Annotated in this window: 20 protein-coding genes, 8 tRNA genes and 1 pseudogene; 28 read left to right on the plus strand and 1 reads right to left on the minus strand. The window is 47.0% G+C overall.

The window, feature by feature from the left end:
* The first annotated feature begins 22 nt into the window (after window positions 1-22).
* From eno to rpoS, 9 genes are all read left to right on the plus strand, one after another.
* On the plus strand, window positions 23-1,324 hold the full coding sequence (gene eno / locus VV1_RS07475; RefSeq protein WP_011079513.1) for a phosphopyruvate hydratase: 1,302 nt from the start codon (window positions 23-25) through the stop codon (window positions 1,322-1,324).
* 244 nt (window positions 1,325-1,568) lie between these two features.
* Window positions 1,569-1,850, plus strand: coding sequence for a cell division protein FtsB (ftsB, locus tag VV1_RS07480; RefSeq protein WP_011079514.1), 282 nt, complete (start codon window positions 1,569-1,571; stop codon window positions 1,848-1,850).
* Complete coding sequence (gene ispD, locus VV1_RS07485) at window positions 1,850-2,563, plus strand: 2-C-methyl-D-erythritol 4-phosphate cytidylyltransferase (protein WP_011079515.1); 714 nt, start codon at window positions 1,850-1,852, stop codon at window positions 2,561-2,563. The genes ftsB and ispD overlap by 1 nt, the downstream gene beginning before the upstream one ends.
* The gene (gene ispF / locus VV1_RS07490) at window positions 2,560-3,036 is read left to right on the plus strand and encodes a 2-C-methyl-D-erythritol 2,4-cyclodiphosphate synthase (protein ID WP_011079516.1); all 477 of its coding nucleotides are present in this window, start codon (window positions 2,560-2,562) and stop codon (window positions 3,034-3,036) included. Before ispD ends, ispF begins: the two co-directional genes overlap by 4 nt.
* A 35-nt stretch (window positions 3,037-3,071) precedes the next feature.
* A complete protein-coding gene (truD, locus tag VV1_RS07495; RefSeq protein ID WP_011079517.1) occupies window positions 3,072-4,115 on the plus strand; it encodes a tRNA pseudouridine(13) synthase TruD in 1,044 nt (347 codons plus the stop codon).
* 5 nt (window positions 4,116-4,120) lie between these two features.
* On the plus strand, window positions 4,121-4,888 hold the full coding sequence (gene surE, locus VV1_RS07500) for a 5'/3'-nucleotidase SurE (protein ID WP_011079518.1): 768 nt from the start codon (window positions 4,121-4,123) through the stop codon (window positions 4,886-4,888).
* A 2-nt stretch (window positions 4,889-4,890) separates the two neighbouring features.
* Window positions 4,891-5,517, plus strand: coding sequence for a protein-L-isoaspartate(D-aspartate) O-methyltransferase (locus VV1_RS07505; protein WP_011079519.1), 627 nt, complete (start codon window positions 4,891-4,893; stop codon window positions 5,515-5,517).
* Between the two features lie 43 nt (window positions 5,518-5,560).
* On the plus strand, window positions 5,561-6,457 hold the full coding sequence (locus VV1_RS07510; RefSeq protein WP_011079520.1) for a peptidoglycan DD-metalloendopeptidase family protein: 897 nt from the start codon (window positions 5,561-5,563) through the stop codon (window positions 6,455-6,457).
* Window positions 6,458-6,537: 80 nt separating this feature from the next.
* Window positions 6,538-7,530: an RNA polymerase sigma factor RpoS gene (rpoS, locus tag VV1_RS07515; protein ID WP_011079521.1), complete on the plus strand. Its 993-nt coding sequence runs from the start codon at window positions 6,538-6,540 to the stop codon at window positions 7,528-7,530.
* Window positions 7,531-7,605: 75 nt separating this feature from the next.
* On the opposite strand, the gene mutS is transcribed toward rpoS, so the two are convergent.
* Complete coding sequence (gene mutS / locus VV1_RS07520) at window positions 7,606-10,167, minus strand: DNA mismatch repair protein MutS (protein WP_011079522.1); 2,562 nt, start codon at window positions 10,165-10,167, stop codon at window positions 7,606-7,608.
* Between the two features lie 83 nt (window positions 10,168-10,250).
* On the opposite strand from mutS, the gene pncC reads away from it, so the two are divergent.
* The 19 genes and pseudogenes from pncC (at window position 10,251) to VV1_RS07615 (ending at window position 23,603) form a co-directional block, all read left to right on the plus strand.
* Window positions 10,251-10,754 carry a nicotinamide-nucleotide amidase gene (gene pncC / locus VV1_RS07525; RefSeq protein WP_011079523.1) on the plus strand — a complete coding sequence of 168 codons (504 nt, stop codon included), beginning with the start codon at window positions 10,251-10,253 and terminating at the stop codon, window positions 10,752-10,754.
* A 133-nt stretch (window positions 10,755-10,887) separates the two neighbouring features.
* Window positions 10,888-11,937, plus strand: a complete 1,050-nt coding sequence (gene recA / locus VV1_RS07530) for a recombinase RecA (RefSeq protein WP_011079524.1) — start codon at window positions 10,888-10,890, stop codon at window positions 11,935-11,937.
* 103 nt (window positions 11,938-12,040) lie between these two features.
* Window positions 12,041-12,502, plus strand: a complete 462-nt coding sequence (gene recX, locus VV1_RS07535; protein WP_011079525.1) for a recombination regulator RecX — start codon at window positions 12,041-12,043, stop codon at window positions 12,500-12,502.
* 179 nt (window positions 12,503-12,681) lie between these two features.
* Complete coding sequence (alaS, locus tag VV1_RS07540; RefSeq protein WP_011079526.1) at window positions 12,682-15,264, plus strand: alanine--tRNA ligase; 2,583 nt, start codon at window positions 12,682-12,684, stop codon at window positions 15,262-15,264.
* A 196-nt stretch (window positions 15,265-15,460) separates the two neighbouring features.
* Window positions 15,461-16,647: pseudogene (locus VV1_RS07545) on the plus strand (aspartate kinase).
* A 91-nt stretch (window positions 16,648-16,738) separates the two neighbouring features.
* Window positions 16,739-16,930 carry a carbon storage regulator CsrA gene (gene csrA / locus VV1_RS07550; protein WP_011079528.1) on the plus strand — a complete coding sequence of 64 codons (192 nt, stop codon included), beginning with the start codon at window positions 16,739-16,741 and terminating at the stop codon, window positions 16,928-16,930.
* Window positions 16,931-17,310: 380 nt separating this feature from the next.
* Window positions 17,311-17,403, plus strand: a tRNA-Ser gene (locus VV1_RS07555).
* Window positions 17,404-17,432: 29 nt separating this feature from the next.
* Window positions 17,433-17,509: transfer RNA gene (locus VV1_RS07560), tRNA-Arg, on the plus strand.
* 23 nt (window positions 17,510-17,532) lie between these two features.
* Window positions 17,533-17,624: transfer RNA gene (locus VV1_RS07565), tRNA-Ser, on the plus strand.
* An 84-nt stretch (window positions 17,625-17,708) separates the two neighbouring features.
* A tRNA-Arg gene (locus VV1_RS07570) sits at window positions 17,709-17,785 on the plus strand.
* 90 nt (window positions 17,786-17,875) lie between these two features.
* Window positions 17,876-17,952 (plus strand) — tRNA-Arg (locus VV1_RS07575).
* Between the two features lie 44 nt (window positions 17,953-17,996).
* Window positions 17,997-18,073, plus strand: a tRNA-Arg gene (locus tag VV1_RS07580).
* Between the two features lie 89 nt (window positions 18,074-18,162).
* Window positions 18,163-18,239 (plus strand) — tRNA-Arg (locus tag VV1_RS07585).
* 42 nt (window positions 18,240-18,281) lie between these two features.
* Window positions 18,282-18,358 (plus strand) — tRNA-Arg (locus tag VV1_RS07590).
* A gap of 506 nt (window positions 18,359-18,864) precedes the next feature.
* Window positions 18,865-19,122: an oxaloacetate decarboxylase subunit gamma gene (locus tag VV1_RS07595; protein ID WP_011079529.1), complete on the plus strand. Its 258-nt coding sequence runs from the start codon at window positions 18,865-18,867 to the stop codon at window positions 19,120-19,122.
* Window positions 19,123-19,153: 31 nt separating this feature from the next.
* Window positions 19,154-20,938, plus strand: a complete 1,785-nt coding sequence (gene oadA, locus VV1_RS07600; protein ID WP_086016918.1) for a sodium-extruding oxaloacetate decarboxylase subunit alpha — start codon at window positions 19,154-19,156, stop codon at window positions 20,936-20,938.
* A 9-nt stretch (window positions 20,939-20,947) separates the two neighbouring features.
* Complete coding sequence (locus VV1_RS07605) at window positions 20,948-22,078, plus strand: sodium ion-translocating decarboxylase subunit beta (protein ID WP_011079531.1); 1,131 nt, start codon at window positions 20,948-20,950, stop codon at window positions 22,076-22,078.
* Window positions 22,079-22,197: 119 nt separating this feature from the next.
* A complete protein-coding gene (locus VV1_RS07610) occupies window positions 22,198-23,148 on the plus strand; it encodes an NADP-dependent oxidoreductase (RefSeq protein ID WP_011079532.1) in 951 nt (316 codons plus the stop codon).
* On the plus strand, window positions 23,142-23,603 hold the full coding sequence (locus tag VV1_RS07615) for a YqaA family protein (RefSeq protein WP_011079533.1): 462 nt from the start codon (window positions 23,142-23,144) through the stop codon (window positions 23,601-23,603). The genes VV1_RS07610 and VV1_RS07615 overlap by 7 nt, the downstream gene beginning before the upstream one ends.
* Window position 23,604 lies beyond the last annotated feature (1 nt).

Here is a 23,604-nt window from a genome sequence, read left to right on the forward strand (position 1 = left end):
ATTTGAACGAGAGGAAACATTAATGTCTAAGATCGTTAAAGTTCTAGGTCGTGAAATCATCGACTCACGTGGTAACCCAACTGTTGAAGCTGAAGTACACCTAGAAGGCGGTTTCGTAGGTATGGCGGCAGCTCCATCTGGCGCATCTACTGGTTCTCGCGAAGCGCTTGAGCTACGTGACGGTGACAAAGCACGTTTCCTAGGTAAAGGTGTTCTTAAAGCGATTGAAGCGGTAAACGGTGCAATCGCTGACGCGCTAGTTGGTAAAGATGCGAAAGATCAAGCAGCGATCGACGCTATCATGATCGAGCTAGACGGCACTGAAAACAAATCTAAGTTTGGTGCGAACGCAATCCTAGCTGTTTCTCTAGCTAACGCTAAAGCAGCGGCTGCTTCTAAAGGCATGCCTCTATACGAGCACATCGCTGAGCTAAACGGTACTGCTGGTCAGTTCTCTATGCCTCTACCAATGATGAACATCATCAACGGTGGTGAGCACGCTGACAACAACGTTGACATCCAAGAGTTCATGATCCAACCAGTTGGCGCAAAAACTCTGAAAGAAGCAGTTCGCATGGGTGCGGAAGTATTCCACAACCTAGCTAAAGTTCTTAAGTCTAAAGGCTACAACACTGCTGTTGGTGACGAAGGTGGTTTCGCTCCTAACCTTAAGTCTAACGCTGAAGCGCTAGAAGTTATCGCAGAAGCAGTTGCAGCAGCGGGTTACGTACTAGGTAAAGACGTTACTCTTGCTATGGACTGTGCAGCATCTGAGTTCTTCGACAAAGAAGCTGGCATCTACAACATGAAAGGTGAAGGCAAAACGTTCACTTCTGAAGAGTTCAACCACTACCTAGCTGGTCTAGTTGAGCAATTCCCAATCGTATCTATCGAAGATGGTCTAGACGAGTCTGATTGGGCTGGTTTCGCACACCAAACTCAACTTCTAGGCGACAAGATCCAACTAGTTGGTGACGATCTATTCGTTACAAACACTAAGATCCTAGCTGAAGGTATCGAGAAAGGCATTGCTAACTCTATCCTTATCAAGTTCAACCAAATCGGTTCTCTAACTGAGACTCTAGCTGCAATCAAGATGGCTAAAGACGCAGGTTACACAGCAGTAATCTCTCACCGTTCTGGCGAAACTGAAGATGCAACTATCGCTGACCTAGCGGTAGGTACTGCAGCAGGTCAAATCAAGACTGGTTCTATGAGCCGTTCTGACCGTGTTGCTAAGTACAACCAACTAATCCGTATCGAGGAAGCTCTAGCTGGTCGTGCTCCTTTCAACGGTCTTAAAGAAGTGAAAGGCCAAGCTTAATTCTTAATTGAATTAATCGCTTAGTTTGAAACTTTCAAAACACCTCGCTTTTGCGGGGTGTTTTTTTATCGCCAATATTTCTGCGAGTCCCCCTATCTTCGATAAATAAAAAAGTGACCGTGCATCAGACTCTGTCATTCTCTTCACTTGCTTCTGTCTAACCCTCTCTAGAGCCAATGAGCTAATTGTGCTATAAACAGGGCTTCATCAATCTTTCCTTCTAATAAGTCATAAGTAAATTGCCATGCGACTGTTTATTCTCGTTTTAACCTTACTGTTTGGTTGGCTGCAGTACACCCTGTGGTTTGGTAAAAATGGGGTTTCCGATTACTACACGATTGAAAGTGATATTGAAGCGCAGCAATTGGTGAACACCAAGTTGCAGGCAAGAAACAGCGAAATGTACGCAGAGATAGATGACTTGAAGCAAGGTCTTGATGCCATTGAAGAGCGTGCTCGTCACGAGCTGGGTATGCTGAAAGAAGGGGAGACGTTCTATCGCATTGTCGGTGAGGAGAATCAATAATGGCGCGTAGTATGACGTCATTGGTCGCAGTGGTACCAGCCGCAGGTGTCGGCAGTCGAATGAAGGCAGACCGACCAAAGCAGTATTTGCAGATTCACGGCAAAACCATTTTAGAACATACCATCGAAAGGTTGCTCTCTCACCCGGCCATTACACAAGTCGTCGTTGCCGTGAGTGAAGACGACCCCTATTACTCAGAGCTCGCCATTGCGCAGCATCCCGATATCGTTCGTGTTGCTGGTGGGAAAGAGCGAGCAGATTCGGTGTTATCGGCGTTACGTTTCCTTTCGCTGCAGCAACAAAAAGCAGACTGGGTTCTCGTGCATGATGCTGCAAGACCTTGTGTTGCTCATCAAGATATTGATGCCTTGATTGAACGCTGCTCTTCGCATGAAACGGGTGGGATTTTGGCGACGCCCGTACGTGACACCATGAAGCGCGCCAACGCACAACAAATGATCGACCATACAGTGGATCGCAATGCACTTTGGCATGCCTTAACGCCGCAAATGTTCAAAGCCGAAGTACTGACAGACGCGCTAAGCGATGCGTTGGCGCAAGGTGTGGCGATTACCGACGAAGCCTCTGCGCTAGAGTGGCGAGGAGAGCTGCCAGCTTTAGTTCAAGGATGTTCGAGTAACATCAAAGTCACTCAACCTGAAGATCTTGCTTTAGCGGAATTTTATTTGAGCCGAGAAAAGGATAGAAAATGATTAGAATTGGTCACGGTTTCGATGTACACAAATTTGGTGGCGAAGGCCCGGTTATCATCGGTGGTGTTGCGGTTCCTTATGAACAAGGACTTATTGCTCACTCCGATGGTGATGTTGCTTTACATGCGTTAAGCGATGCTCTGCTGGGGGCGATTGCCGCGGGTGATATTGGTCGCCATTTCCCAGATACGGATGACAAATGGAAAGGGGTAGACAGTCGAGAATTGTTGAAAGACGTTTATCGCCGAGTCAAAGAACAAGGTTACAAACTGGGGAATGCGGATGTGACCATCATTGCGCAAGCGCCCAAAATGGCCCCTTATATCGATGCCATGCGTGAAGCTATCGCTCACGACTTGGAAACCGATATTCGTAACATTAATGTCAAAGCGACAACAACCGAGCGTTTGGGTTTTACAGGACGCAAAGAAGGTATTGCAACGGAAGCCGTTGTGTTACTGATTAAGCAATAATATTAGCATTAGCAAAACTGGCAGTGGATAGTTCTATGACAGACACTTTGGCTTCTCTGGCCTATTTAGCGGGTAAACCAACCGCACAAGCAAAAATCAAAGCAAAACCAGAACATTTTCAGGTAAGAGAAGACTTAGGTTTTGAGTTCACTGGTTCTGGTGAGCACTTGATGGTGCGCATTCGAAAAACTGGTGAGAACACCTCCTTTGTTGCCAATGAATTGGCGAAAGCATGTGGCGTGAAATCAAAAGACGTCAGTTGGGCTGGCTTGAAAGATCGCCACGCGGTGACGGAACAATGGCTTAGTGTCCATTTGCCTAAAGCGGAAACACCGGATTTTTCCGCTTTCCTCGCACAGTACCCATCGATTGAAATTCTCACGACCGCTCGTCATAACAAGAAATTACGTCCTGGAGACCTTGTTGGGAACGATTTTGTTGTGACGCTATCCGAAGTCTCGGATGTGGACGATGTGCTCAAACGTCTAGAGACGGTTGCAAAACTCGGTGTTCCAAATTACTTCGGTAATCAGCGTTTTGGTAACAATGGCAATAACCTGCAAGAAGCAAAACGTTGGGGTAGAGACAATGTTCGTAGCCGCAATCAAAATCAACGTAGCCTCTACTTGTCTGCTGCGCGTTCGTGGATCTTCAACTTAATTGTCTCGGCGCGACTTGAGCAATCACTGTTTGATAAGGTTTTGCTTGGCGACATCCTGTTTAAGGGGGATGAACAGCTATTGGTGAGTGCAGAAAATCATGCGGATCTCCAGTCTCAATATGATGCTGGCGACTTGGTGATCAGTGGTGCCTTGGCTGGCGATAATGCCTTGCCGACTCAAGATGACGCGTTGGCGCTAGAGCAAGTGTTCTTAGATGCTGAACCCGATCTTATGGCGCTGATTCGCGGCAATCGCATGAGACACGATCGCCGAGCGATCGCATTGAAGCCAGCCAATCTCAGTTGGCAAGTGGATGGCAATAACATCATCCTGACTTTCTCGCTCGATGCTGGCTCTTTTGCTACGTCTATTATCCGCGAGCTAGTACAAGAAATCGCGTTTGAAAGAGAATTCTAATTATCATGGAAGATAAGCAAGCTAAACCGCTGCGCATTTTGCTGAGTAATGACGATGGCGTTTTCGCAGAAGGTATTCGCACGTTAGCCAGTGAGCTAAGAACATTGGCAGAAGTGATCATCGTTGCTCCGGATCGCAATCGCTCAGGAGCGTCGAACTCGTTAACACTGGAACAGCCGCTGCGAGTGACCTGTGTTGAAGAAAATGTGTATTCAGTGCAAGGCACGCCGACAGATTGTGTCCATTTTGCTTTAAACGAACTACTGAAAAATGATCTCCCAGACTTAGTGTTAAGTGGCATCAATCATGGCGCCAATCTGGGGGATGACGTGCTTTATTCGGGCACGGTCGCCGCAGCGATGGAAGGGCATTTTCTTGGCGTGCAGTCGATCGCTTTTTCTTTGGTTGGCAAAACCCACTTTAAAACCGCAGCAACCATTGCCAAGCGGATCGTTGAGCAACATTTAGCGAAACCTATTCCGACCAATCGTTTATTGAATATCAATATTCCGGATCTGCCGCTCGAACAGCTAGAAGAGATACGAGTGACTCGTTTAGGCGCGCGCCATCATGCAGAGAATATGATCAAGCAGCTTGATCCCCGTGGTCATGAAATCTATTGGTTAGGCCCTCCGGGTAAAGAGCAAGATGCGGGGGAGGGAACCGATTTTCATGCGATTGAACAAGGCTATGTGTCCATTACACCACTGCAAGTTGATTTAACTGCCCATGAATCGCTCCGAGCGATGGATACTTGGCTAAAGGAAAAGTAATCATGAGCAATCCTCAAGCAGAAAGATTGGTTCATTTCTTAGCGGTCAATGGCATCCGTGATAGCGAAGTGCTATCTGCCATCGCTCGTGTACCGAGAGAGTGTTTTTTGTCACAAGCTATGATGCATCAGGCTTATGACAACAACGCATTGCCTATTGGTCAAGGTCAGACGATCTCTCAGCCCTATATTGTGGCCAAAATGACGGAACTTTTGCGTCTCAAAAGAGACAGTAAAGTATTGGAAATTGGCACTGGATCGGGTTATCAAACCGCAGTATTAGCGCTTCTGGTTGAGCATGTATATTCTGTTGAGCGAATCAAATCTTTACAGTGGGATGCAAAACGTCGCTTAAAACAGTTGGATATTTACAATGTCTCGACGAAGCATGGCGACGGCTGGCTTGGTTGGGAAAATAAAGGACCTTTTGACGCGATCATTGTGACCGCCGCAGCGGAAAGTGTTCCACCAGTGTTACTTCAACAATTGAATGATGGTGGCCGCATGGTACTCCCTGTTGGTACGGATGAGCAGCAGTTGATCTTGATTGAGCGTCAAAAAGATCAGTTTGTTTCCCAAGTGATTGAAGCGGTGAACTTTGTGCCGCTGATCGCCGGAGACTTGGCATAATTTGAGATTAGGTGTGAGTAAGCGTCTTTATTTACGTGGGTCAATGATTCTCAGTACAGCTTTACTGGTAGGCTGTGCTGCGCATATTCCTGCGCCGGTAACGGGATTGAGTAAAGACTATAACGCGGTTGATCGTGGTAGCTATCGTGGCAGCTACTACGAAGTTGAAAAGGGCGATACGCTGTATTTTATATCCTACGTCACAGATAAAGATGTAAATGAGTTAATCCGTTTCAATAATTTGACAGAGCCTTACACGATTTATCCGGGCCAGAAACTCAAGTTATGGGCACCTGCTTATGTCGCACCCAAATATGGCCAAACGGTAGAAGCCCCTGTTACCACTGTGGTTGCTGCGTCAACTGTCGCGGTGGTGGCTCCCAAACCAACACCGACAACGCCAAAAAAATCGAATAATAACTCTACTCAGAAACCCGCAAAACCTGCGCCTCAAGTGGTTAAAAAAGATCCAGTTAAGGGTATTGATCAATCCAAACCAAAGGAGTATGTTGGTTCAAAAGGTAAAGAAAATGTTAAACCTGTCACTTCACCACCACCGGCAAATAACCAAAAAATAGCCAAGTGGCAGTGGCCAACAAAAGGGAGAGTAATCAAAAACTTCTCTGCAGGAGAACAAGGAAATAAAGGCATTGATATCGCAGGACAGCGAGGTCAGCCTATCGTTTCAACGGCAGGAGGTACCGTGGTTTATTCGGGTAACGCGCTAAGAGGTTATGGCAATTTAATCATTGTTAAACATAACGATAATTACCTCAGTGCGTATGCGCATAACGATCGGTTGTTGGTATCGGAAGGGCAAAGTGTTAAAGCTGGGCAACAAATCGCCACAATGGGCAGTTCTGGAGCCAAAACAGTGATGCTGCATTTTGAAATTCGTTACCAAGGTAAATCAGTGAATCCAAAGCGCTATTTACCGTAAATCAACTTTGAAACAACTTGCGACACAACTAGCGACATTTAAAGTTGTAATGTCTTGCTAACTCGCCATGGGGAGGCGTTATGAGTATCAGCAACACAGTCACCAAAGTTAAAGATTTCGATGTTAATCAGATGGATGATGATTTTAACGACGATATCGAGATTAATGAAAAAGAAGATCTTACCGAAGAAAAAGTCAAACTTCGCGAGGAGTTTGATGCCAGCAACAAGAGCTTAGACGCGACGCAGCTCTATCTAGGAGAAATTGGCTTTTCTCCACTATTAACCGCAGAAGAAGAAGTGCTTTATGCTCGACGTGCATTACGAGGCGATGAAGCCGCGCGTAAACGTATGATTGAAAGTAACTTACGTCTAGTGGTTAAGATTTCCCGCCGTTACAGTAATCGCGGTCTGGCACTGCTTGATTTGATTGAAGAGGGTAACCTTGGTTTGATCCGTGCGGTAGAGAAATTCGATCCAGAGCGTGGTTTCCGCTTCTCGACTTACGCAACATGGTGGATTCGCCAAACCATCGAACGTGCTTTAATGAATCAGACTCGAACCATCCGTTTACCTATCCATGTTGTTAAAGAGCTGAACATTTATCTACGTACGGCGCGTGAGCTTTCTCAAAAACTCGATCATGAGCCAACCGCTGAAGAGATCGCTGCGCAACTGGATATTCCGGTTGACGATGTGAGCAAAATGCTGCGTTTGAACGAGCGCATTAGCTCTGTCGATACGCCGATTGGTGGAGATGGAGAGAAGGCGTTATTGGATATTATTCCTGATGCAAACAACTCAGACCCAGAGGTTTCAACGCAAGATGAAGACATGCGTGTTTCCTTGATTCATTGGTTGGAAGAGCTCAATCCGAAACAAAAAGAAGTGTTGGCACGTCGCTTTGGTTTGTTGGGCTATGAGCCTTCAACACTGGAAGAAGTTGGGCAAGAGATTGGTTTAACTCGTGAGCGAGTGCGCCAGATTCAGGTTGAAGGGTTACGTCGCCTCCGTGAAGTTCTGATCAAACAAGGTCTGAATATGGAAAATTTGTTTGATATCGATATGGATTGAATCTGCATTCTCCAATAGAAAAAAGGCTATGGAATCATAGCCTTTTGTCATTTTAGTGATGTTCGTTTTAAAATGTTAGAGCATTTTCTTTAAACGATATAGGGCTTCTAACGCTTGGCGTGGGGTCAGATCATCCGGATCGATGCTGGCCAACGCTTGTTCTACTTCACTTGGCTCTGGAATGAGGCTTAATTGGTTAGCGATATCCACCGTTCTTGCTTTCGGCTGCGAACCCTCTGCGCTGAGTAGCTCAAGTTGAGACAATTTTTGACGGGCGTTTTTAATCACCGTTTTTGGAACGCCCGCTAACCCCGCCACCGCCAAACCGTAGGATTTGCTTGCCGCCCCCTCTTGTACGGCGTGCATAAAGGCGATGCTGTCGCCATGCTCAACCGCATCAAGATGCACGTTGGCCAAGTGAGGGAGTTGATTTGGCAGTTCTGTCAGTTCAAAGTAATGCGTCGCAAATAGCGTCATTGCCCCAATCTGAGTCGCAAGCCAGTGTGCGCTTGCCCACGCTAGGGAAAGACCATCATAGGTACTGGTACCACGGCCAATTTCATCCATCAAAACTAAGCTATTTGCTGTCGCGTTGTGCAAGATATTGGCTGTTTCTGTCATTTCTACCATGAAGGTTGAACGACCTGACGCGAGATCATCCGATGCACCAATTCGAGTAAAGATGCGATCAATTGAGCCAATGGTGGCCGATTCTGCAGGAACGTAAGAACCAATGTGCGCCATTAAAGCAATCAATGCGGTTTGGCGCATGTAGGTGGACTTACCCCCCATGTTTGGACCGGTGATGATCAACATTTTACGTTGGCTGTTCAGTTCAATTGGGTTGGCAATAAAGGGATCGGAAGTGACTTGTTCTACCACAGGGTGACGACCCGCGGTAATGTGAACGACGGGATCTTTGGTCAAATTTGGGCGGCAATAATCCAGCGTATCAGCACGCTCCGCCAAATTTTGCAATACATCCAATTGTGCAACCGCTGCTGCCAACTCTTGCAAACGGGCTAGGTGAGGTAGCAATAAATCAAAGAGCTCTTCCCACAGTTGCTTTTCAATGGCTAATGCTTTCGATTTTGAGTTGAGAACTTTGTCTTCGTGCTCTTTCAGTTCAGGAATGATGTAACGTTCAGCGTTTTTCAGCGTTTGACGGCGAACATAGTGTGGTGGAACCAAATGGCTTTGACCGCGGCTTACTTGGATGTAGAAACCGTGGACATTGTTGTATCCCACTTTCAGCGTATCGATACCGTGGCGATCACGCTCTTCCTCTTCGAGTTTTTCCAAGTAGCCCGTGGCACCGTCTGCAAGATCGCGCCATTCATCCAAATCTGCGCTGTACCCTTCGGCAATGACACCTCCATCGCGAATCACTACTGGCGGGTTTTCTTTAATGGCACGTTCGAGCAACTCACACACATCATCCATTGGAGCGGCTGCCGTGGCCAGTGATTTGAGATGGCTATTGCCCAGTGAAGACAACGTCTGAGCCAATTCGGGTAGCTGTTGCATCGCATGGCGTAATCGCGCGAGATCGCGTGGACGTGCAGAGCGGAGTGCTAAGCGAGCCAAAATACGTTCAATATCGCCGATTTGTTTCACCACGGGATGAATATCGCTAAATAGAGCTTGTTCTTTCAGTTCGGCGATGGCGTCTAGGCGATGCTCTCGCGTGGTAATACAGCGCATTGGTTGATGGATCCAACGTTTCAGCATCCGGCTTCCCATCGGCGTCGCACAACGATCCAAAACCGCAGCAAGCGTGTTGTCACTTCCGCCAGCAAGGTTTTGAGTCAGTTCGAGATTGCGTCTGGTCGCGGCATCAAGGATAACCGAGTCATCTTGGCGATCATAAGTAAGCGCGCGGATATGAGGAAGTGTTGTACGTTGAGTATCTTTGACATACTGGATCAAGCAACCTGCGGCGCACAATCCTAAAACCGCATTTTCTACGCCAAAACCGACCAAGTCTTTGGTGCCAAATTGCTGGTTGAGCTGTTGTTTGGCCGTTTCGAGTTCGAACTCCCAAACTGGACGACGACGGTTGCCGTTACGACCTGTCATCAAATGAACGGGCTCAAAATCTTCTGGGAAGAGTAACTCACGCGGAGAGGTGCGTTGTAGCTCAGCTGCCATTGCCTCTTCTGACTGGGGTTCAACCAATTGGAAACGCCCAGAGGTGACATCCAAGGTGGCGTAGCCGAATTTACCATTGTGGTGATAAATCGCGGCAATTAAGTTATCCAAACGTTCAGACAGTAAAGCTTCATCCGTTACCGTACCCGGCGTGACAATACGAACGACTTTGCGCTCTACTGGGCCTTTACTGGTGGCAGGATCGCCAACTTGTTCGCAGATCGCCACCGACTCCCCAAGCTGAACCAATTTGGCTAAATACCCTTCAACGGCATGAAATGGCACACCCGCCATCGGAATGGGTTCTCCTGCCGAAGCGCCGCGCTTGGTGAGAGAAATATCCAGCAATTGCGACGCCTTCTTTGCATCATCGTAAAAAAGTTCGTAGAAGTCGCCCATGCGATAAAACAGCAAAATATCTGGATTTTCTGCCTTCAATCTGAGGTATTGCTGCATCATTGGGGTATGTTGTTGTTCAGCTTTCACGGTTTTTATCTTTAGTTTGGACTGTTTGCGGCTTAGGATACGTGAATCACTGATAGTGTAAAAGAGAGAAAAGGGAAATCGGCATGCAATCACTAATACAATTATCAGAACAACTGGGTGAGCGTCTTTTGCAACAAGGTGAAGTGTTGGCTACGGCCGAATCGTGTACTGGCGGTGGCGTTGCAAACATAGTCACGGAAGTCGCAGGCAGCTCGGCTTGGTTTGATCGTGCATTTGTCACTTACAGCAATGAAGCAAAACAAGAAATGTTGGGGGTGGCAGAAAAAACCTTGGCCGACTTTGGTGCGGTCTCGGAGGCGGTGGTCAAAGAAATGGTACTGGGGACTTTAGCCCATTCGAATGCAACTATCGCGGTTGCCATTAGCGGTATTGCAGGGCCGAGCGGCGGTAGCGCGGAAAAGCCTGTTGGCACCGTTTGTTTTGGTTTTGCGGATAAGCATGGATGGCTACGTTGTGAGACTTGCTATTTTGCTGGCGATAGAGCAAAAGTTCGCATACAAGCGATTGAATACAGTTTAAAAGTCTTGTGTGATGCGCTACTGAAAAATGGCAGTGAACGTCAATAACAGGCGAAATTTTTTTATACAGGGGTGGACACTGTACAAATCAACAGTATAATGAACCCCAACATGACAAACATTGTCGACCCTATTTCGACATAATTACCTATCACCTGAGAGTGACTATCTGGAGAGAGTAATGGACGAGAACAAACAGAAGGCTCTGGCCGCCGCACTAGGTCAAATTGAAAAGCAGTTCGGTAAAGGTTCAATCATGCGCCTAGGTGACAACCGTGCGATGGATGTTGAAACCATCTCGACAGGTTCACTATCTCTGGATATTGCGCTGGGTGCGGGTGGCTTACCAATGGGCCGTATCGTTGAAATTTTTGGTCCAGAATCTTCAGGTAAAACCACGTTGACCCTTGAGCTGATCGCTGCGGCTCAACGTGAAGGCAAAACTTGTGCGTTTATCGATGCCGAGCACGCGTTGGATCCTGTGTATGCGAAGAAGCTTGGCGTTAATATCGACCAGTTGTTGGTATCTCAGCCTGACACCGGTGAACAAGCGTTGGAAATCTGTGATGCTCTTGCTCGCTCAGGTGCGGTTGACGTTATTGTTGTCGACTCTGTTGCAGCATTGACGCCAAAGGCAGAAATCGAAGGTGAGATGGGCGACTCGCACATGGGTCTTCAAGCTCGTATGCTATCTCAAGCGATGCGTAAGTTAACGGGTAACCTAAAGCAGTCTAACTGTATGTGTATCTTCATCAACCAGATCCGTATGAAGATCGGTGTGATGTTTGGTAACCCAGAAACCACAACGGGTGGTAACGCACTGAAATTCTACGCTTCTGTTCGTCTTGATATTCGCCGTACTGGTGCGATCAAAGAAGGTGATGAGGTCGTGGGTAACGAAACGCGCATCAAAGTGGTGAAGAATAAGATCGCTGCGCCGTTTAAAGAAGCCAACACTCAAATTATGTACGGCCAAGGCTTTAACCGCGAAGGTGAACTGATTGACCTAGGCGTGAAATGTAAGCTGATTGAAAAATCAGGTGCTTGGTATAGCTATAACGGCGACAAAATTGGCCAAGGTAAAGCGAACGCTTGTAAATACCTGAAAGAAAACGTAGATGTCGCAAAAGTACTGGATACGAAATTGCGTGAAATGTTGCTTTCTCCAGCAAACATCAACGATGAATCGGCAGAGTTAGTCGAAGAAATGCCAGAGCAAGAAGAGTTTTAATTTCAGCCTCTATTTTATTAAGCCCTGCAATGCAGGGCTTTTTTCTTCTATTTTCCATTTCGGATTCATTGTTATTACTTATCCCCCTATTTAAGGAGTTCTGATGCATCATCGCTTTACGCCGCCAATGATGAGTTGCAAAGACACGGCGATTCAACTGCTCAGTCGACGAGATCATGGCCAGTATGAGTTGAGGCAAAAGCTCACAGTTAAAGGGTATGCTAGTCAAGATATTGAAAGTGCAATGCATTTTTGCTTGGAACATGGTTATCTCGATGATCTTCGTTATGCCAAAAGCCAAATTCGACAACACGTTGGAAAAGGGCATGGCGAAAGACGCATACGGCAGGAGTTATCGCTTAAACAAGTGTCTGATTCTGTCGTTGAAAATGCATTTGCGGAAGAGCCACAAGATTGGTTTGAGTTAGCCAAATCCGTTGCGATGAAAAAGTTCAACGGAGTGAAGGCCAAAGAACAAAAAGAGTATGCAAAACAAGTTCGCTTTCTCCAATATCGTGGTTTCTCATTTGAACAGATACGTTATGCTTTGAGCGATGAAGCATAATGTTTCCGTAAGTTCCATGCCAATTTTCTCTCCTCACATTCGTGAAGAAATCATGATTTCCCGCGATTAAACGATTTTTTCATTTCATCCGCTCTTTTCCATAAGAAAACTAGTCGAAGCTTTAAGCATGATCTACAATACGGCAAAATTCTAACTCGACTATTTTCAGGAAGAGCTGCATGTACATGAGCACTGATGAGGTTCGTAACGCGTTCCTCAAGTTCTTTGAGAGCAAAGGACACCAAATCGTAGACAGTTCATCGTTGGTTCCACATAACGATCCAACCCTGCTATTTACTAACGCAGGTATGAACCAATTTAAAGATTGCTTCTTAGGCGCCGAAAAGCGTGCCTACACTCGAGCAACTACGGCTCAACGTTGCGTACGTGCAGGTGGTAAACACAATGACCTAGAAAACGTAGGTTTTACCGCTCGTCACCATACTTTCTTTGAAATGCTAGGTAACTTCAGCTTTGGTGACTACTTCAAAGAAGACGCGATTGCTTTTGCTTGGGAATTCCTAACTGAGACGCTAAAACTGCCAAAAGATCGCCTTTTGGTCACGGTTTACGAAACGGATGATGAAGCTTTTGATATCTGGAACCAAAAAGTTGGTGTTCCAGCTGATCGCATCATTCGCATCGGCGATAAAAAAGGTGGCAAGCAGTACGAGTCAGACAACTTCTGGACTATGGGTGACACGGGCCCGTGTGGTCCTTGTACTGAGATCTTTTATGACCACGGTGAACACATTTGGGGCGGTCGTCCTGGCACTCCTGAAGAGGATGGTGACCGTTTCATCGAAATCTGGAACAACGTTTTCATGCAGTTCAACCGCCATGCCGATGGTACGATGGAGCCGCTTCCTAAGCCGTCTGTTGATACCGGTATGGGCATTGAGCGTATTTCTGCCATCATGCAGGGCGTACATTCAAACTATGAAATTGATGTGTTCCAAAAGCTAATCAAAGCGACAGCTGAAATCGTGGGTTGTGAAGACCTATCAAACCAGTCGCTACGCGTTATCGCAGATCACATCCGCTCTTGTTCATTCCTAATCGCGGATGGCGTTATGCCTTCAAACGAAGGTCGTGGTTACGTGCTACGTCGCATCATTCGTCGTGCTGTTCGTCACGGTAACAAGCTAGGTGCACAAGGCGTATTCTTCCACAAACTTGTCGGCGTATTGGCTGAAGCGATGGGCAGTGCCGCGGACGAACTGAAGAAGCAACAAGCGGTTGTTGAAAAAGTACTTCGCATCGAAGAAGAAAACTTTGGCCGCACACTAGAGCGCGGCATGGTTATCCTCAATGAAGCACTCGATGCACTTGAAGGTAAAGAACTTGACGGTGAGACGGTATTCAAGCTTTATGACACTTACGGTTTCCCTGCTGACTTAACGAACGATGTTGCTCGTGAACGAGAGTTCACTATCGACGAAGCTGGTTTCGAGAAAGCGATGGAAGAGCAACGTCAGCGTGCTCGTGAAGCTGGTCAATTTGGCACCGATTACAACGCGAAAATCAAAGTAGACGCACAATCTGAATTTTGTGGTTACACCTCAACACAAGAGCGTAGCGATGTGGTTGCTCTGTTTGTTGAAGGTGAAGAGACCGCAACGCTTTCTGCAGGCGACAAAGCGATCGTCATTCTGCAAGAAACGCCTTTCTACGCTGAATCGGGTGGTCAATGTGGCGATAGCGGCGTGTTGAAAACAGAATCCGGTCTATTCCAAGTGGAAGACACCCAGAAGTTGGGTAATGCCATTGCACATCACGGAGTGTTGGTTGAAGGTGTATTGGCAAAAGGTGATCAAGTTACTGCGATCGTGGACGCTGAGCGCCGCGCTGCCATTTCACTTAACCACTCTGCGACGCACTTGCTTCACGCCGCTCTACGCCAAGTGCTTGGTGAGCACGTAGCGCAAAAAGGCTCATTGGTGAAGGCAGAGAACTTACGCTTTGACTTCTCACATCTAGAAGCGGTTACGGCAGCAGAGCTGAAAGAAGTTGAGCGTCTGGTGAATGCTCAGATTCGTCGTAATCATGCCATTGAAACCAACATCATGGACATCGAATCGGCGAAGCAGAAAGGGGCTATGGCGCTGTTCGGTGAGAAATACGATGACGAAGTTCGTGTGTTGTCTATGGGTGATTTCTCTACCGAACTTTGTGGTGGTATTCACGCATCAAATACCGGTGATATTGGCTTGTTCAAGATCACTTCAGAAGGTGGTATTGCGGCGGGTATTCGCCGTATTGAAGCGGTAACTGGCGAAGCTGCGTTGGAGGCAATTGACGCTCAAGCTCGTAAGTTTGAAGAGAAACTTCAAGATGCAGCGAATAAAGCGAAGTCGCTAGAGAAAGAAATTCAACAGCTTAAAGACAAGTTGGCTTCACAAGCAAGCGCAAACTTGATTGATCAAGTAAAAGAAATTGCGGGTGTGAAAGTCTTAGTAGCGAAGCTTGACGGTGCTGATAACAAAGCGCTGCGCGGCATGGTGGATGAGCTGAAAAACCAAATGGGCAGCGGCATCATTATGTTGGGTAACGTTGCTGATGACAAAGTGGGCCTTATCGCGGGTGTGACCCAAGATTTGACTTCAAAAGTGAAAGCAGGCGAGCTCGTTAACATGGTTGCGCAGCAAGTGGGTGGTAAAGGTGGTGGCCGCCCAGATATGGCACAGGCTGGTGGTACCGATAGCTCGGCTCTACCTTCAGCTCTGGCATCTGTCGACGCGTGGATCGCTGAACGTCTTTAATTTATAAATCATAACGCTCAATCAAAGTTTTTTTGATTGAGCGTATTTTTTTTGTGTCAACCAAGTGGTTTAATTGGCGGAAATTTAAACAGACCAATTACACTACTTGGTTTTTTATGTAACTACTGCGGAATATTTGTCAGATCAAATAGGAAGTGGTCCGAATGAGACTTTGGTCTTGGGAAGGTGAAGACTGGTGAAAAAATCCCTTATCGTGCAAAAGTTCGGCGGAACCTCTATGGGTTCGATTGAAAGAATTCATACAGTGGCTGAACACATCATTAAGGCGAAAAATGATGGTAATCAAGTTGTCGTTGTTGTCTCTGCGATGGCAGGTGAAACCAACCGACTATTGGACTTGGCTAAGCAGGTAGATAGTGTACCTACGGCCCGGGAACTTGATGTTTTGCTCTCTGCTGGTGAGCAAGTGTCTATGGCACTGCTAGCAATGACGCTGAATAAATTAGGCTATGCAGCGCGCTCACTTACCGGAGCACAAGCGAATATTGTGACGGATACTCAGCACAATGACGCGACGATTAAACACATTGATACGACGCCAATTAACGAGCTACTTGAACAAGATCAGATCGTGATTGTCGCAGGTTTTCAGGGTGTGAATGAAAATGGGGATATCACCACTTTAGGTCGAGGCGGCTCCGATACGAGTGCCGTGACATTAGCTGGCGCATTAGCGGCTGATGAATGTCAAATCTTTACCGACGTTGATGGTATTTATACGTGTGATCCACGTGTGGTTAAAACGGCTCAGAAGCTGGACATTATCGATTTTCCTTCCATGGAAGAGATGGCCAGAAAAGGAGCTAAAGTACTGCATTTGCCTTGCGTTCAATTCGCTTGGGAAAATGAAGTGCCGCTGCGCGTGCTTTCGACCTTCGAGATTAATGAAGGGAGTCTGGTTAAAGGAGAAACTGGCACACAAGCTGTATGCGGTATAGCACTGCAACGCGATCTTGCCATGATTAAGGTCTCTAAAGAGTCTTTATCCAGCCTGACAAAGCAATGTCAGATGTTGGGTATTGAAATTTGGAATGTGATCGAAGAAGCAGATTGGGCAGGTATCATGATAAAACAGGATGCTTGTGCTAAGTTGGATCTGGTTTTCAGCGATAAAATCCGTAATAGTGAAGCAGTAAGCTTGTTGACCGTCGTCGGTCTTGAAGCGAATTCATTGATGCAACATGCATGTGATGCACTGACAACACAAGGTATAGCGATTCGTCATCAATGTGTGACGCCGTTGTCCAGTATGTTAGTTGTATCTCCTGAGAGTGTCGATCAGGCAGCAAACTACTGCACGATGCTTATATTAGTTCTAACGAAGCCTTAAATATTCAGCAGAAACAAGCCTTTTTAGGTTAATTTTCACAAACATGGTAGTTTACGAAAATATAACTTTTGTTGGATAATAGCCTCGTAGCTAGAGATTTAGAGATTACTCAAGGAGCAAAGAATGCTAATTTTGACTCGCCGCGTAGGCGAAACACTGATGATTGGTGACGAAGTGACAGTAACGGTACTGGGTGTGAAAGGCAACCAGGTTCGTATTGGTGTGAACGCTCCTAAAGACGTTTCTGTACACCGTGAAGAGATCTACATGCGCATTCAGGCTGAGAAAGGCAACGTTACCCCAGGTAACTACTAAGCTTAATCTCTGAATGATAGAGGCTGACCATAAAGGTCAGCCTTTTTTATATCTGCAATTTCTTAAATGCTTTTGTTCCGGGAATGAGAAAGTAGAAGGGCGACGCAACCTCCAACTTGGCAATGTTAGAGGCGGGGACTTTCGTGTTTAGCACAAGAAAATTTCGTAAGTCATAGCTCAGATAATTTGCTCATTTGGTCGTGTATTTCATCGGGAAGCAATAAGGTCGTTTTCTTGCTTAAAGGTTGTTTTTACAGCAACAAAGTTCATTAATCACACGTATTGATTAAATAGGCAACGCTTGAGCGGTATTGCGCTATTTTTTCAAAGAAAATGTTTGACTTATTTTTGGTAAATCGTAATATGTGCCTCCGCAAGACGGTGAGGTGGCCGAGAGGCTGAAGGCGCTCCCCTGCTAAGGGGAGTATACGGTTTATCCCGTATCGAGGGTTCGAATCCCTCCTTCACCGCCATTCTTGCGAATCGTTTTACGATGAATTGCGCGCTCGTAGCTCAGCTGGATAGAGTACCTGGCTACGAACCAGGCGGTCAGAGGTTCGAATCCTCTCGAGCGCGCCATATCGTAAAACGGAACAAAAGACGGTGAGGTGGCCGAGAGGCTGAAGGCGCTCCCCTGCTAAGGGAGTATACGGTTTATCCCGTATCGAGGGTTCGAATCCCTCCTTCACCGCCATTTATTGACAAGTGAGTCAATTTTTTTGTTCCAAAAGAAATTATTTGTGATAGACTTCACAACTCTCTTGGTAGAGAATATTGCGCGCTCGTAGCTCAGCTGGATAGAGTACCTGGCTACGAACCAGGCGGTCAGAGGTTCGAATCCTCTCGAGCGCGCCATCTCTTCTACTGGAAATTTCTTGTATAGAATAAAGGGGCTAAGCTCCTGATATTGGAATAGCGAAAGCGGTTTTGATATCAAACACCTGCGCGTCCGTAGCTCAGCTGGATAGAGTACCTGGCTACGAACCAGGCGGTCAGAGGTTCGAATCCTCTCGGACGCGCCACTTTCTCTTTTGAAGGTGAGAAGGTAAATTAAAGAATATATTGCGCGCTCGTAGCTCAGCTGGATAGAGTACCTGGCTACGAACCAGGCGGTCAGAGGTTCGAATCCTCTCGAGCGCGCCATTTCTTCAAATGAATATTCTTTTAACAATTAAAGGGGCCAAGCTCCTGATATTGGAATAGCGAAAGCGGTTTTGATATCAAACACCTGCGCGTCCGTAGCTCAGCTGGATAGAGTACCTGGCTACGAACCAGGCGGTCAGAGGTTCGAATCCTCTCGGACGCGCCACTTTCTCTTCTGAAAGTGACAAGGTGAACAACAGAATACTGCGCGCTCGTAGCTCAGCTGGATAGAGTACCTGGCTACGAACCAGGCGGTCAGAGGTTCGAATCCTCTCGAGCGCGCCATCATTGAAAACCCTGCATGAAAATGCAGGGTTTTTTCTTATGTCTACGTTTTGTTCTCGTGAGCATTGGATTTTAGAATCCCCTTGCTCTTCATCATTTCTGGACAATCGATTTATTCTTAGCGGGTGTTTCACATCTCGCCCATCAACGCCATTCTTTACCAATCAAAAGAAACAATGAGCATTCAAATGTTTCCAAAGTGTTAAAATTGTTATTGTTTTTAATTCTTATAATTCAAAAGCTTATTGATGTTCTTTTATCTCTATCGCAGTTTTGTTCGAACTTCTGCAGTAAATTGATGAATGTCCATATTAAGTATCAGGAATTTGGGCAAATATTTTAGTTTATGTGATCTGTGTGGTGAAAAAGCAACCAATAGTGCAGGATGCTCTGAAACCTTTTTAAACAAAATTGACAATATTTAACCAATCTAGATAATCGATTGGTCGGGATTGTGTATAAATCATGTCCTGCGTTATGTCAGGATGACACAGAAAGGAAGCAAGATGACAAATATTGGAAGCCTCTTAGTTGATGCGGCAGCCCTAATGGTAACGGGAATGGGGGTCGTATTTATTTTTCTCACCATTCTTATTTTCCTCGTTCGCTTGATGTCGAAATTGGTACCGCAAGAAGTGCCACCACCGATCACAGCGCCTAAAGCGGTAAAGAATCAAGCCAACCACACTTCAACAGTGAGTCCACAGGTCGTCGCGGCAATTTCTGCAGCGATTCATCAGCATCGCGCCTCGGTTGCGAAGTAGTACAACAAAGGAATAAAAGGAGTTTATGAGCATGTCTAAGCCACTAGCAATTACGGATGTGGTCCTACGTGACGCCCATCAATCACTGTTTGCGACTCGAATGCGCATTGAAGACATGCTGCCTATTGCAGCAGAGTTGGATAAAGTGGGTTATTGGTCGCTCGAAACCTGGGGTGGTGCCACCTTTGATGCGTGTATTCGTTTCTTAGGGGAAGATCCGTGGGAGCGTTTGCGTGAACTGAAGAAAGCGATGCCGAATACACCAATGCAGATGCTACTGCGTGGTCAAAACCTGCTGGGTTATCGTCACTATGCCGATGATGTGGTTGAGAAGTTTGTTGAGCGTGCTCATGCCAACGGTATGGATGTTTTCCGTATCTTTGATGCGATGAACGACGTGCGTAATTTCCAAAAAGCGGTTAAAGCAACGGTGGATGTTGGTGCTCATGCGCAAGGGACGCTTTCTTACACTACCAGCCCGGTTCACAATACTGATACTTGGGTCGATCTCGCCAAACGTTTAGAAGACTTGGGTTGTCACTCGCTTTGTATCAAAGACATGTCTGGCTTACTTAAGCCTTATGAAGCGCAAGAATTGATTACGCGCATTAAAGCCTCTTGTGATATCCCATTGGCGCTGCACTGCCATGCCACTACGGGTTTGTCGACCGCGACGGCAATTAAGGCGGTAGAGTCGGGCATCGATATTTTGGATACTGCGATTTCATCCATGAGTTGCACCTACGGTCACACGCCAACGGAAACCGTTGTGGCGATGTTGCAAGGTACTGAGCGTGATACCAATTTGGACCTTGCTCAAATAGAACCTATTGCCGCGTATTTCCGTGAAGTCCGTAAGAAGTACGCTAAGTTTGAAGGTCAATTGAAAGGGGTGGATTCTCGCATTCTGATTGCTCAAGTTCCTGGTGGTATGCTGACCAACATGGAAAGCCAATTGAAAGAGCAAGGCGCGGCGGATCGTATCGACGAAGTTCTTGAAGAGATCCCTCGCGTGCGTGAAGATCTTGGTTTTATTCCATTGGTGACCCCAACCTCGCAAATTGTCGGCACTCAAGCGGTCATTAACGTCCTGACGGGCGAGCGTTATAAGAGCATCACCAAAGAAACGGCAGGCGTTCTCAAAGGCGAATATGGCGCCGCACCAGCTCCTGTGAATGCGCAGTTGCAAGCACGTGTACTGAGCGGTGCTGAAGCTGTCACTTGTCGACCTGCTGATTTACTTGAAGCGGAATTGCATACACTGACCGACGAACTGTTGGCAAAAGCACAATCAGAAGGCATTCAATTGGCTAAAGAGAGTGTTGATGACGTTCTCACTTACGCACTCTTCCCGCAAGTTGGCCTTAAGTTCCTTAAGAATCGTGGCAATCCTGATGCATTTGAGCCAGCACCGACTCTTGAGGTGGCTCAGCCAACGGCGACGAAAGCCGTTAATGGTGCCGTTGAAGCTTACAGTGTTCGTGTTGATGGCCAGGTATTCCATGTTGAAGTTGGGCCTGAAGGCCAATTGACTTCGGTGACACCAGCTGCTGCGCCAGCGAGTGCTCCTATCGCGGCTCCTGTTTCGGCAGTACCAAGCGATGCGGAAGCGGTATCGGCTCCGCTGGCAGGTAACATCTTCAAAGTTCATGTTCAAGCAGGAAGCTCGGTTGAAGAGGGCGATATTCTGCTGATCCTCGAAGCGATGAAGATGGAAACTGAAGTCCGCGCTGCTCGTAGTGGTGTGGTGCATGAACTGAATGTTAAAGAGGGAGATGCCGTGACAGTAGGCTCACCTCTACTGAGTTTGGCGTAAGGATGTACCATGGATGGATTAATCACGCTTTGGTCTGAAACGGGGATTGCCCACTTTGAACTTGGGCAAATCTGTATGATCGCAGTCGGTTGTGTACTGCTGTTTTTAGCCATTAGTAAAGGCTTTGAGCCTTTACTTCTGTTACCTATTGGCTTTGGTGCCATTTTGGCTAATATCCCGAATGCGGGCTTTACCGAGCCGGGTGGATTGCTTTACTACGTGTATTACATTGGTATTGAATCTGGCGTTTTCCCACTGCTTATTTTTATGGGCGTTGGGGCAATGACGGATTTTGGTGCCTTGATTGCCAACCCTAAAACCTTATGGCTCGGTGCAGCCGCGCAGTTTGGTATTTTTGCCACGCTGTTTGGTGCGATTCTATTGAACTATGTGCCGGGCATGGAGTTTTCTATGGAGGATGCGTCGTCCATCGCCATCATTGGTGGCGCGGATGGCCCAACAGCCATTTTCCTCGCCAGCCGTCTCTCTCCCGATTTACTCGGTGCGATTGCGGTAGCAGCATACAGTTACATGGCTTTGGTTCCTATTATTCAGCCGCCGATCATGAAGGCGCTCACAACGCCGGAAGAGCGTAAGATCAAAATGGCTCAACTTCGTCATGTCGGAAAAGTGGAGAAAGTGCTTTTCCCGTTGGCGGTATTGGTGATGACCATCTTGTTCCTTCCTTCTGCAACGCCGCTGGTAGGGATGTTCTGTCTGGGGAACTTGATGCGTGAAGCGGGTGTGGTGGAGCGTTTGTCAAAAACGGCACAAAACGAGCTGATCAACATCGTGACTATTTTCCTTGGCTTAGGCGTAGGCTCGAAACTACAAGCTGAGCACTTCTTGAATGTGGAGACATTGGGCATTCTTGCATTAGGTGCGGCAGCGTTCAGTATTGGTACTGGCGCGGGCGTGCTGATGGCGAAGCTACTCAACAAGTTCTCGGAAGAAGACATCAATCCGTTGATTGGTGCCGCAGGGGTTTCTGCTGTACCAATGGCGGCGCGTGTGGTGAATAAAGTGGGCTTAGAAGCCAACTCACAAAACTTCTTGTTGATGCATGCAATGGGGCCGAATGTGGCGGGTGTATTGGGCAGTGCGGTAGCCGCCGGTGTGCTATTGGCTCTGGTCGGCTAATCTCGCTGTGAATTGTCAGTCAAATTGTGTCATCACAATTAACTTCGGTTAACAAAATGGTTTATAGTCAAAGGGATGCTTCGGCATCCCTTTCTTTTTGTCCTTAGGAACGGCTGATTATGGAAAATAAGCAAATCGTTATTACAGAATTTGGTGGCCCTGATGTACTGGCTATCCGTTCAAGTCAAATGCCTGAACCCAAACCTGGTCAGGTTCTCATTAAAGTCTATTTTTCAGGTATTAACCCTATCGATGTTAAAACGCGTGCAGGGCTGGGGTGGGCGGCGGCACAGAATAAGGACAAATTACCTTGGGTGCCCGGTTATGACATTTCTGGCAAAGTAGTCAGTTGTGGTGAGAACGCGGAGCGCTTTGTCATCGGCGATACCGTTGCCGGTTTCGTCGGTTTCCCATTAGAAGGCGGTGGTTACAGCCAGTATCTTTGCGTGGACGAAGACGCATTGAGTCTGGTGCCAGGTTCAGTCACCTTAGAGGGGGCGGCGGTACTTCCACTAGCCGGGCAAACGGCAGCACAAGCGCTGAACAAAGCCCAAGTGAAAGAAGGGGAGCGTGTGCTCATTCTTGCTGGCGCAGGAGGCGTTGGCCATTTGGCCGTGCAAATCGCCGTTGCCGCGAAAGCCGAAGTGTATACGACGTGCAGTGAACGCAATTTAGATTACATGGCAACGTTGGGTGCTCATGCTATCAATTACCAATTTGCTCCTGCTTCAGAGCGTTTGAGTGATGTGGATGTATTGATTGATCTGGTTGGTGGTGATGTCGCCCTTGATGCCTTGAAGTGCTTAAAAGACAACGCCAGAGTTGTGACGGTGCCGACGCTGAGTGCAGAGATGATCTGTGAAAAAGCCAAACTTCTCGGGTTTGAGGCAACGGGGATGCTGGTGGAGCCCGATCCTCAGCAGTTGGATACATTGCTGTATATGGTGGGCGTTGGCTTACTTAAAACAGAAATTCAGCGTATCTATCCGATGCATGAGGTCAGTGATGCGCACAAACAAATCGAAACAGGGCATACCCGAGGAAAAGTACTACTGGATATGCAATGTTAGAAACCTTTAATGGATGGTTTGCAGAGGCGGCATTGTGGTTTTCCGACTCTGCACTTTGGGTATTGTTTTTCACTGGTTTTCTCAGTGCAACCTTATTACCTGGAGGCTCAGAGGCGAGTTTGATCGCGACCTTGTCTCTTAATCAATTTCCAATTTCACACATCATTATTGTCGCGACGCTAGGAAATACCCTTGGTGGGTTAACTAACTATTGGTTAGGTTTGCTGTTACCAAATCGAACTCAACAAGAAAAACATGGTCATACCGCTTTGAGGTGGTTAGCCAAATACGGCTATTGGGGGCTGTTTTTTAGTTGGCTTCCTGTGATTGGCGATCCTCTCTGTTTAGCGGCCGGTTGGCTGCGAATGAAATTTCTTCCTTGTCTGGTGCTTATCGCACTGGGGAAAGCGGTACGCTACAGCGTGCTGGCTATGCTTTATATCGGACTATTCTAAG

Origin of the sequence: Vibrio vulnificus CMCP6 (assembly GCF_000039765.1) — a bacterium.
Classification (GTDB): domain Bacteria; phylum Pseudomonadota; class Gammaproteobacteria; order Enterobacterales; family Vibrionaceae; genus Vibrio; species Vibrio vulnificus_B.

Excerpts from the sequence above, each read along its gene's own strand:
- eno (WP_011079513.1), top strand. The coding sequence starts at position 23 with ATGTCTAAGATCGTTAAAGTTCTAGGTCGTGAAATCATCGACTCACGT.
- ftsB (WP_011079514.1), top strand. The coding sequence starts at position 1,569 with ATGCGACTGTTTATTCTCGTTTTAACCTTACTGTTTGGTTGGCTGCAG.
- ispD (WP_011079515.1), top strand. The coding sequence starts at position 1,850 with ATGGCGCGTAGTATGACGTCATTGGTCGCAGTGGTACCAGCCGCAGGT.
- ispF (WP_011079516.1), top strand. The coding sequence starts at position 2,560 with ATGATTAGAATTGGTCACGGTTTCGATGTACACAAATTTGGTGGCGAA.
- truD (WP_011079517.1), top strand. The coding sequence starts at position 3,072 with ATGACAGACACTTTGGCTTCTCTGGCCTATTTAGCGGGTAAACCAACC.
- surE (WP_011079518.1), top strand. The coding sequence starts at position 4,121 with ATGGAAGATAAGCAAGCTAAACCGCTGCGCATTTTGCTGAGTAATGAC.
- VV1_RS07505 (WP_011079519.1), top strand. The coding sequence starts at position 4,891 with ATGAGCAATCCTCAAGCAGAAAGATTGGTTCATTTCTTAGCGGTCAAT.
- VV1_RS07510 (WP_011079520.1), top strand. The coding sequence starts at position 5,561 with ATGATTCTCAGTACAGCTTTACTGGTAGGCTGTGCTGCGCATATTCCT.
- rpoS (WP_011079521.1), top strand. The coding sequence starts at position 6,538 with ATGAGTATCAGCAACACAGTCACCAAAGTTAAAGATTTCGATGTTAAT.
- pncC (WP_011079523.1), top strand. The coding sequence starts at position 10,251 with ATGCAATCACTAATACAATTATCAGAACAACTGGGTGAGCGTCTTTTG.
- recA (WP_011079524.1), top strand. The coding sequence starts at position 10,888 with ATGGACGAGAACAAACAGAAGGCTCTGGCCGCCGCACTAGGTCAAATT.
- recX (WP_011079525.1), top strand. The coding sequence starts at position 12,041 with ATGCATCATCGCTTTACGCCGCCAATGATGAGTTGCAAAGACACGGCG.
- alaS (WP_011079526.1), top strand. The coding sequence starts at position 12,682 with ATGTACATGAGCACTGATGAGGTTCGTAACGCGTTCCTCAAGTTCTTT.
- csrA (WP_011079528.1), top strand. The coding sequence starts at position 16,739 with ATGCTAATTTTGACTCGCCGCGTAGGCGAAACACTGATGATTGGTGAC.
- VV1_RS07595 (WP_011079529.1), top strand. The coding sequence starts at position 18,865 with ATGACAAATATTGGAAGCCTCTTAGTTGATGCGGCAGCCCTAATGGTA.
- oadA (WP_086016918.1), top strand. The coding sequence starts at position 19,154 with ATGTCTAAGCCACTAGCAATTACGGATGTGGTCCTACGTGACGCCCAT.
- VV1_RS07605 (WP_011079531.1), top strand. The coding sequence starts at position 20,948 with ATGGATGGATTAATCACGCTTTGGTCTGAAACGGGGATTGCCCACTTT.
- VV1_RS07610 (WP_011079532.1), top strand. The coding sequence starts at position 22,198 with ATGGAAAATAAGCAAATCGTTATTACAGAATTTGGTGGCCCTGATGTA.
- VV1_RS07615 (WP_011079533.1), top strand. The coding sequence starts at position 23,142 with ATGTTAGAAACCTTTAATGGATGGTTTGCAGAGGCGGCATTGTGGTTT.